At 73.1% G+C, this 6,525-nt stretch carries 7 protein-coding genes; 4 read left to right on the top strand and 3 right to left on the bottom strand.

From position 1 onward, the window contains the following. A partial coding sequence (locus IE332_RS35765) for an amidohydrolase family protein (protein ID WP_189924889.1) occupies positions 1–531 on the top strand: 531 nt, incomplete at its 5' end. Between the two features lie 85 nt (positions 532–616). On the opposite strand, the gene IE332_RS35760 is transcribed toward IE332_RS35765, so the two are convergent. Both IE332_RS35760 and IE332_RS35755 read right to left on the bottom strand, forming a co-directional pair. Next, the gene (locus IE332_RS35760; protein ID WP_189924880.1) at positions 617–1,624 is read right to left on the bottom strand and encodes a hypothetical protein; all 1,008 of its coding nucleotides are present in this window, start codon (positions 1,622–1,624) and stop codon (positions 617–619) included. Between the two features lie 362 nt (positions 1,625–1,986). Next, positions 1,987–3,774 (bottom strand): GGDEF domain-containing protein, encoded by a 1,788-nt coding sequence (locus IE332_RS35755; RefSeq protein WP_189924878.1) that lies wholly within the window; start codon positions 3,772–3,774, stop codon positions 1,987–1,989. 373 nt (positions 3,775–4,147) lie between these two features. On the opposite strand from IE332_RS35755, the gene IE332_RS35750 reads away from it, so the two are divergent. Then, positions 4,148–4,684 (top strand): flavin reductase family protein, encoded by a 537-nt coding sequence (locus IE332_RS35750; protein WP_373313934.1) that lies wholly within the window; start codon positions 4,148–4,150, stop codon positions 4,682–4,684. A 28-nt stretch (positions 4,685–4,712) separates the two neighbouring features. On the opposite strand, the gene arfB is transcribed toward IE332_RS35750, so the two are convergent. After that, positions 4,713–5,147, bottom strand: coding sequence for an alternative ribosome rescue aminoacyl-tRNA hydrolase ArfB (gene arfB, locus IE332_RS35745; RefSeq protein ID WP_189924866.1), 435 nt, complete (start codon positions 5,145–5,147; stop codon positions 4,713–4,715). A gap of 138 nt (positions 5,148–5,285) precedes the next feature. On the opposite strand from arfB, the gene IE332_RS35740 reads away from it, so the two are divergent. Both IE332_RS35740 and IE332_RS35735 read left to right on the top strand, forming a co-directional pair. Beyond that, complete coding sequence (locus IE332_RS35740) at positions 5,286–5,783, top strand: hypothetical protein (RefSeq protein WP_373313933.1); 498 nt, start codon at positions 5,286–5,288, stop codon at positions 5,781–5,783. A 136-nt stretch (positions 5,784–5,919) separates the two neighbouring features. Beyond that, positions 5,920–6,495, top strand: a complete 576-nt coding sequence (locus IE332_RS35735; RefSeq protein ID WP_189924862.1) for a TerD family protein — start codon at positions 5,920–5,922, stop codon at positions 6,493–6,495. The last annotated feature ends 30 nt before the right edge of the window (positions 6,496–6,525 follow it).

Genomic DNA, 6,525 nt, shown 5'->3' with positions numbered 1-6,525 from the left:
AACGCCATGCCCGGCATCGCCCACCGCGCCCCCGGCCCCATCGTCGCCCTCCTCGAAGACGACCGCGTCACCGTCGAACTCATCAACGACGGCGTCCACCTCCACCCCTCCGTCCTCGACCTCGCCTACCGCACCGCCGGCCCCACCCGCGTCGCCCTCATCACCGACGCCATGGGCGCCGCCGGCATGGGCGACGGCCTCTACCCCCTCGGCCCCCTCCAGGTCCAGGTCACCGACGGCGTGGCCCGGCTGGTCGAGGGCGGCGCGATCGCCGGCTCCACCCTCACCCTGGACGTGGCGTTCAAGCGCTCGGTGACGGTCAACGGCCTGACCCTCGGCCAGACCGTCGAGTCGCTGTCGGCGACCCCGGCCCGGCTGCTCGGCCTGAGCGACTCCATCGGCTCGCTGGAGGCCGGCAAGCTCGCCGACCTCGTCGTGGTCGACTCCGACACCTACGACCTGGTCGCCGTCATGCGCCGCGGCCGCTGGATCCACGGCGCCGACCGCTTCCCCACGGTCAAGCCCGCCTGACCGCTCCGCGCCGGGCCCCGAACGCCGACGGCCGCCCTCCCCCAGCGGGGACGGGCGGCCGTGGTGCGTCCGGCGGGCGGGCGGCTCAGCCGCTCGGCTCCAGGACGATCTGGTCGATCAGGATGGACGCCCCGGCGGGCACCGTGAAGCTCACCGAGTTCGGCCCGGCCTGGAGGCTCGGCAGTATCCAGGTGGTGAACCAGGAGGACGCCGGGTCCTTGGGGGCACCGTACGACTTGTAGGTCACCCCGCTCGGCCAGTCCTTGCCGTTCACCGCCGCGGCGCCCTTGAACTCCCCGGTGCTGGTGTAGTTGTAGTGCACGGTGAGCTTGTACGTCCCGGCCGTGGCGATCTCGCCGTTCCAGGTCACCGAGCCGCCCGGCTGGAGGGTCAGGTAGCTCCCGTCCGCCGACTTGGCGCCCTTGACGCTGTTGCCGGACGGCGCGTTCTGCCCCTGCAGCTGGCCCGCGTCCACGGTCGACGGACCGGCGATCGGGGTGGAGCTGGCCGACGGGGAGCCGCCGGCGGTGGTGTTGGCCGGCCCCGGGGTGGTGGGGCCCGATACGGCGGTGGTGGCGGCGCCGCCCTTGGCGGTCTTGTCGCCGTCCTTGTCACCGCCCGTGGAGAGCGCTATCCCGGCGCCGATCGCGATGGCCGCGACCACGGCGACCGCGCCGATCACCGCGCCCTTGCTGCGGCCGCTGCTCGGCCGCTCGTCCCCCGGCTGCGGCCGGGAGTGCTCGGCGTAGCGGGCCTGCTGGGCGGGCGCGGCGCCGTACTCGGCCTGCTGGGGCACGCCGGGCTGGCCGTACGGGGCCTGCGGCTGACCGCCCGGGTACCCCTGCGGCGGCATCCCCTGCTGGCCGTACGGCTGCTGCTGTTGCTGCGCCCGCGGCGGGTAGCCGTAGCCGTACTGGGTGCGCCCGACCTCCATCGGACGGCTGTACGACGTCCGGGGGACCCCCTGCTGCGGCTCGGCCGGCTGCCCGGTGGAGCCGTCGGCCGGGCGGTAGAGGTAGCCGAACGGGTCGTCGTCCTGCGGGGCACCGCCCCCCTGGCCCTCGGGCATTCCGTTGCTGCCGGCGGTCGTCACGGTGGTCTGCTCCCCCATCCGGTGCGCGCCGCCGGCTGCGGGCGGCGCAGATCATGGACGCTGTCGTACCGGGCACCCTACCTGCCGTACCTGACAGCCGGAAAAGAACCCTTGACAACTCGCGGGTAACCCGGCGTGGCCGGCGGCCCACGGGCCGTCGGTGCCGCGTCGTCCGTCCCCGTCCGGTCCTACGGCCCGCCCTAGGGCGTGTCTGACAATTCCCGCCGGGCGCGCGACGCCGGGGCACGCACCTCGCCGCGTTGTCGTCGGTCGCCGATGCTCCGCATGGACTCCCTCCTCCGCCTTGCGATGCACGCACCCCAACGCCGCGCGCTGATCCGACGCGAATTGTCAGACACGCCCTAGCCCGCCCGCCGGTGGGAGCGCTCGCCGCGCGCACCGCGCACCGCGCCGCCGCGGGCGCGCTTCTCGTCGTACATCCGCTCGTCCGCGGTGTGCAGCACCTCCTCGATGCTCATCCCGCAGCCGGCCCAGCCGATGCCGAGGCTCACGCCCACCCGCATCGCCCGTCCGTCGATCCGCATCGGCGGGATGATCGCGTTGCGCAGCCGGTGGGCGAGGTCCTTGGCCTCCTCACGGCCGATGCCGTCGGCCAGCACCACGAACTCGTCGCCGCCGAGCCGGGCCACCGTGTCGCCGTCCCGGACGGCCTGGCTGAGCCGCCGGGCGACCTCGACCAGCACCGCGTCGCCCGCGTTGTGGCCGAACCGGTCGTTGATCGACTTGAAGCCGTCCAGGTCGCAGAAGAGCACCGCGAGGCCCTTGTCCACGGCGGCCGCGCCGCCGGAGCGGAACGGCGCGGACCAGGCCTCGCCGCCCGGCCCGTGGTCGGCCGGGACCACCGCGTGCACGTGCTCCCCGAAGCCCGGGCCGAGACCGGGCGGGCCGCCCTCGGGCAGCCCGTAGCCGTGCACCGCGGCGGCGTACGGGTCCGCGCCCTCCAGCCCGTCGTGCGCCGCGTGCGCGCTGTAGGAGTCCGCCGGGTAGCCGTACGGCGGCGGGTAGGCCGCCTCGGCCGGTCCGGCCGCGGCACCGACCGGCTGCGGCTGGGCGCAGAGCCGGCGGGCCAGCCGGGCCTTGAGCTCGGCTCCGTTGGGCAGGCCGGTGAGGGCGTCGTGGCTGGCCCGGTGGGCGAGCTGGAACTCGTGCCGCTTGCGGTCCTCGATGTCCTCGACGTGGGTCAGCAGGAAGCTGGGGCCCTCGGCCGCGTCCGCCACGATCGAGTTGCGCAGACAGACCCACTGGTAGCCGCCGTCGCGCCGGGAGAGCCGCAGTTCCGCCCGGCCGCTCTCGGCGCTGGTGCGCTCCAGCAGGGCCCGGTCCTCGGGGTGGACGAGGTCGGCGAAGCTCTGCTGGCGCAGCACCGCCCGGGGGCGGCCGAGCAGTCGGCAGAGCGCGTCGTTGACCCTGGTCAGCTGGCCGCGCCCGGCGCCGTGCAGTTCGGTGATGGCCATCCCGCTCGGCGCGTACTCGAAGGCCTGGCGGAAGCTTTCCTCGCTGGCCCGCAGGGCCTGCTGCTCCTTCTCCAGGCGGGCCAGCGCGCGCTGCATCTCGGCCCGCAGCCGGGCGTTGCCGATCGCGATGGAGGCCTGCAGGGAGAACATCTCCAGCGCCTCGCGGGTCCAGGCCCCGGGCCGCTTGCCGCTGCGCGGGCGGTCCACCGAGAGCACCCCGAGCAGGTCGCCGCCGGCGCTGTACATCGGGGCGAGCAGGCCGTCGGCGGGGTGCCAGTCGTTGGCGTACACGGGCAGCGAGCCGTCCCCGATCCAGCGCGGGATGTCGCTGGCGACGGCCCAGCCGCGGTCGTACGGCAGGAAGCGCAGGGTGCCCCAGTGGTCGCTGACGCCGAGCAGCCGGTCCCAGGACTCGCGGGACCCGACCTGGCCGAGCAGCACGGAGGGGCCGCCCATGGGGCTCTCCTCCAGCTCCCAGACGGCCGCCACCACGAGGTCGCCGTCCGGGCGGACCAGGCTGACCGCGGCGGCGTCGAAACCGAGCCCGTGCACCGCGCCCTCGACGACGGCCTGCAGCGTCCCCGCCAGGCTGCGGGCAGCGTTGAGGTCCGCCACGACCCGGTGCAAGGTGCGGAGGGTCGCGAGACGGACGTACGGCTCCGACTCGGCTTCCATGCGGGGGCTCCCCGGCTGCTTCGGATAGTTCTTGATTGGTTATCGTCCGATTGCCAGAAGAACTGAATCACAGGGAGCACAGCGTTCGGCACGCTCGGTCAGCAATAGGGCGCCACTTGTGACTTAAATCACACGACACTAATGCGCCCTTAATCAGCTCATCCGCCCCATAGCGGGACATAAAGCGCTATCGGTACTTTTCCCTTGGTCGACCTCATCGGCCGACGACTGAAGCCGGCTGCGCCCGCCGGTCCGTCCGCTTCACCCCTGAGGGTGAGTCCGGACCCCGGCCGCGCCACCGGCTTCGCCACCCGGGTTCGCCACCGGTCCTACGACCAAGGCCCGATGCCGTTCCCCGCGGGTGACGACTACCGTGCGGTACGTGTACCCGTCCCCGCAGCCCGAAGCTGCCCCCCACGCCACGCCCGACGAGTTCCGGGCAGCTCTCTCCCAGCTCGCCGCCGGCGTGAGCCTGGTGACCGTCCACGACCCGGAGGACGGCGAGGACATCGGCATGACCGCCACCTCCTTCCTCTCGGTGTCGCTGGAGCCGCCGCTGGTGCTGATCTCGGTGCGCGAGGACTCCCGGATGGACGAGGTGCTCTCCCGGGTCGACACCTGGGCCGTCTCGGTGCTGACCGAGGGACAGAAGACGATCGGCTCGCGCTTCGCCATGAAGGGCCGGCTCAGCGACCGGCTGCTGTTCGCGGACACCCCGCACCACCGCGGGCCGCGCACCGGCGCCCCGCTGATCGAGGGCGCGCTGGCCACCGTCGAGTGCCGCACCGAACAGCGGATACCCGCGGGCGACCACACCCTGCTGCTCGGCCGCGTCCTGGAGGCCGCGGTGCCCGCCCCGGACGGCCGTCCGCTGCTCTACTTCCGCGGCGGCTACCGCTCCCTGGGCTGAGCCGGGGCGTGTCCTGCGGAGACGCGCCCTACTCGCCGCCCCGCGGCGACCGGCGGCCCTGCTTCACGTCGGAGCGGTGCTTCTTGTTGAACAGCCGGCGCTCGACCATCCCCCGGCTCGGCTTGGTCGCCCGCCGGGTCTTCGGCGGCGGCGCGCACGCCTCGGTCAGCAGCGCCGACAGCCGGGCCGCGGCCGCCTCCCGGTTGCGCCACTGCGAGCGGAACTCCGAGGCCTGGACCACCAGCACCCGGCCGTCCACCAGCCGCCCGGCCAGCCGTTCCAGGGCACGCCCCTGCCACACCTCGGGCAACGCCTTGGTGGCGGCGAGGTCGAAGCGCAGCTCGACCTTGGAGTCGGAGGTGTTGACGTGCTGGCCACCGGGGCCGGAGGAACGCGAGAAGCGCCAGACGAGCTCGGCGTCGGGGACGACCACCGACCCCCGTACGCGGATGGGCTCAGGCATGCGCCCATCATCCCGCGCCCGCCCCACCCGGTCACGCAGTTATTCGCCCCCTCGCCTCCGGGGCGGATTGCCCGGCGCGGGCAGTGGGCTGCTCGGCTCCGGGCGGCCGGTTACCCGCACCCGCCCCGAACCCCGACAATGGCGTACGTGATCGAGCTCGGCTACTCCCTCTCCAACCGCTTCCCCGACCCCCCGCAGACGGACTACCGCACCGCGTCCGTGCACGCCCTGCGGTACGACCTGTTCTGCGGCGACGTCTACCTGGACGCCGAGGGCGCCGAGCTGTCCACCTCCTGGGGCTGGGTGCCGGTGCTCGACTTCGCCTGGGCGCTGTGCGACATCACCGAGCTGCTGGACCGCGACCCGGACGGCAGCCGGGCCGCCCGGGTGCAGACCGCCGACCTCGACTTCACCCAGAACACCCACCTGCTGCGCTTCGCCCGCCGCTTCAACTGGGTCGAGGTCACCGCCACCTGGCTGCCGGACGAGCCGGCCGCCGTGATCCGCCACAGCGACCTGCGGCGCGAGGCCCGGGACTTCCTCCAGGACACCCTCGCCGACCTGTGCGACATGCACCCCGACCTGGCCGACAACCCGAACATCTGGTCACTGCAGGGCCGGTTCCGCCGGATCTGACCGCGGTCTTTGCCCCGGCTTTGCCCGGCCATTCACGCTTACGAAGAATTCACGGGGCCGGGCGGAACCAAGTCCCGGGAGTATTGCGTTGTCCCGGGGAAAAGCGCACGAAGCGAACGAAGGGACAGCAATCGCCATGCCAGTGAGCCTCTCCAAGGGTGGCAACGTCTCGCTGACCAAGGAGGCCCCCGGCCTGTCCGCGGTCACCGTCGGCCTGGGCTGGGACGTCCGCACCACCACCGGCGCCGAGTTCGACCTCGACGCCAGCGCGATCGTCCTGAACGCGGACGGCAAGGTGCTGTCCAACGCCCACTTCGTCTTCTTCAACAACACCAGCACGCCGGACAACACCGTCGTGCACACCGGTGACAACCGCACCGGCGAGGGCGCGGGCGACGACGAGTCGATCAACGTCAACCTGGCCGGGCTGCCGGCCGAGGCCGTCAAGATCACCTTCCCGGTCACCATCTACGACGGCGTCGCCCGCGGCCAGAACTTCGGCCAGGTCCGCAACGCCTACATCCGCGTGGTGAACGCCGCCGGCAGCGCCGAGATCGCCCGCTACGACCTCTCCGAGGACGCCGCCACCGAGACCGCGATGATCTTCGGCGAGCTCTACCGCAACGGCGCCGAGTGGAAGTTCCGCGCCGTCGGCCAGGGCTACGCCTCCGGCCTGGCGGGCATCGCCCAGGACTTCGGCGTCCAGCTCTGACGCACCCCCTGAGCACCCCCTGACAACGCC

This window comes from Kitasatospora xanthocidica (assembly GCF_014656195.1).
GTDB classification, from domain to species: Bacteria; Actinomycetota; Actinomycetes; order Streptomycetales; family Streptomycetaceae; genus Kitasatospora; species Kitasatospora xanthocidica.
Note: the sequence above shows the minus strand (reverse complement) of the source record. Positions and strands in the feature narration are given on the sequence as shown.

Excerpts from the sequence above, each read along its gene's own strand:
- IE332_RS35755 (WP_189924878.1), bottom strand. The coding sequence starts at position 3,774 with ATGGAAGCCGAGTCGGAGCCGTACGTCCGTCTCGCGACCCTCCGCACC.
- arfB (WP_189924866.1), bottom strand. The coding sequence starts at position 5,147 with ATGCCTGAGCCCATCCGCGTACGGGGGTCGGTGGTCGTCCCCGACGCC.
- IE332_RS35740 (WP_373313933.1), top strand. The coding sequence starts at position 5,286 with ATGGCGTACGTGATCGAGCTCGGCTACTCCCTCTCCAACCGCTTCCCC.
- IE332_RS35735 (WP_189924862.1), top strand. The coding sequence starts at position 5,920 with ATGCCAGTGAGCCTCTCCAAGGGTGGCAACGTCTCGCTGACCAAGGAG.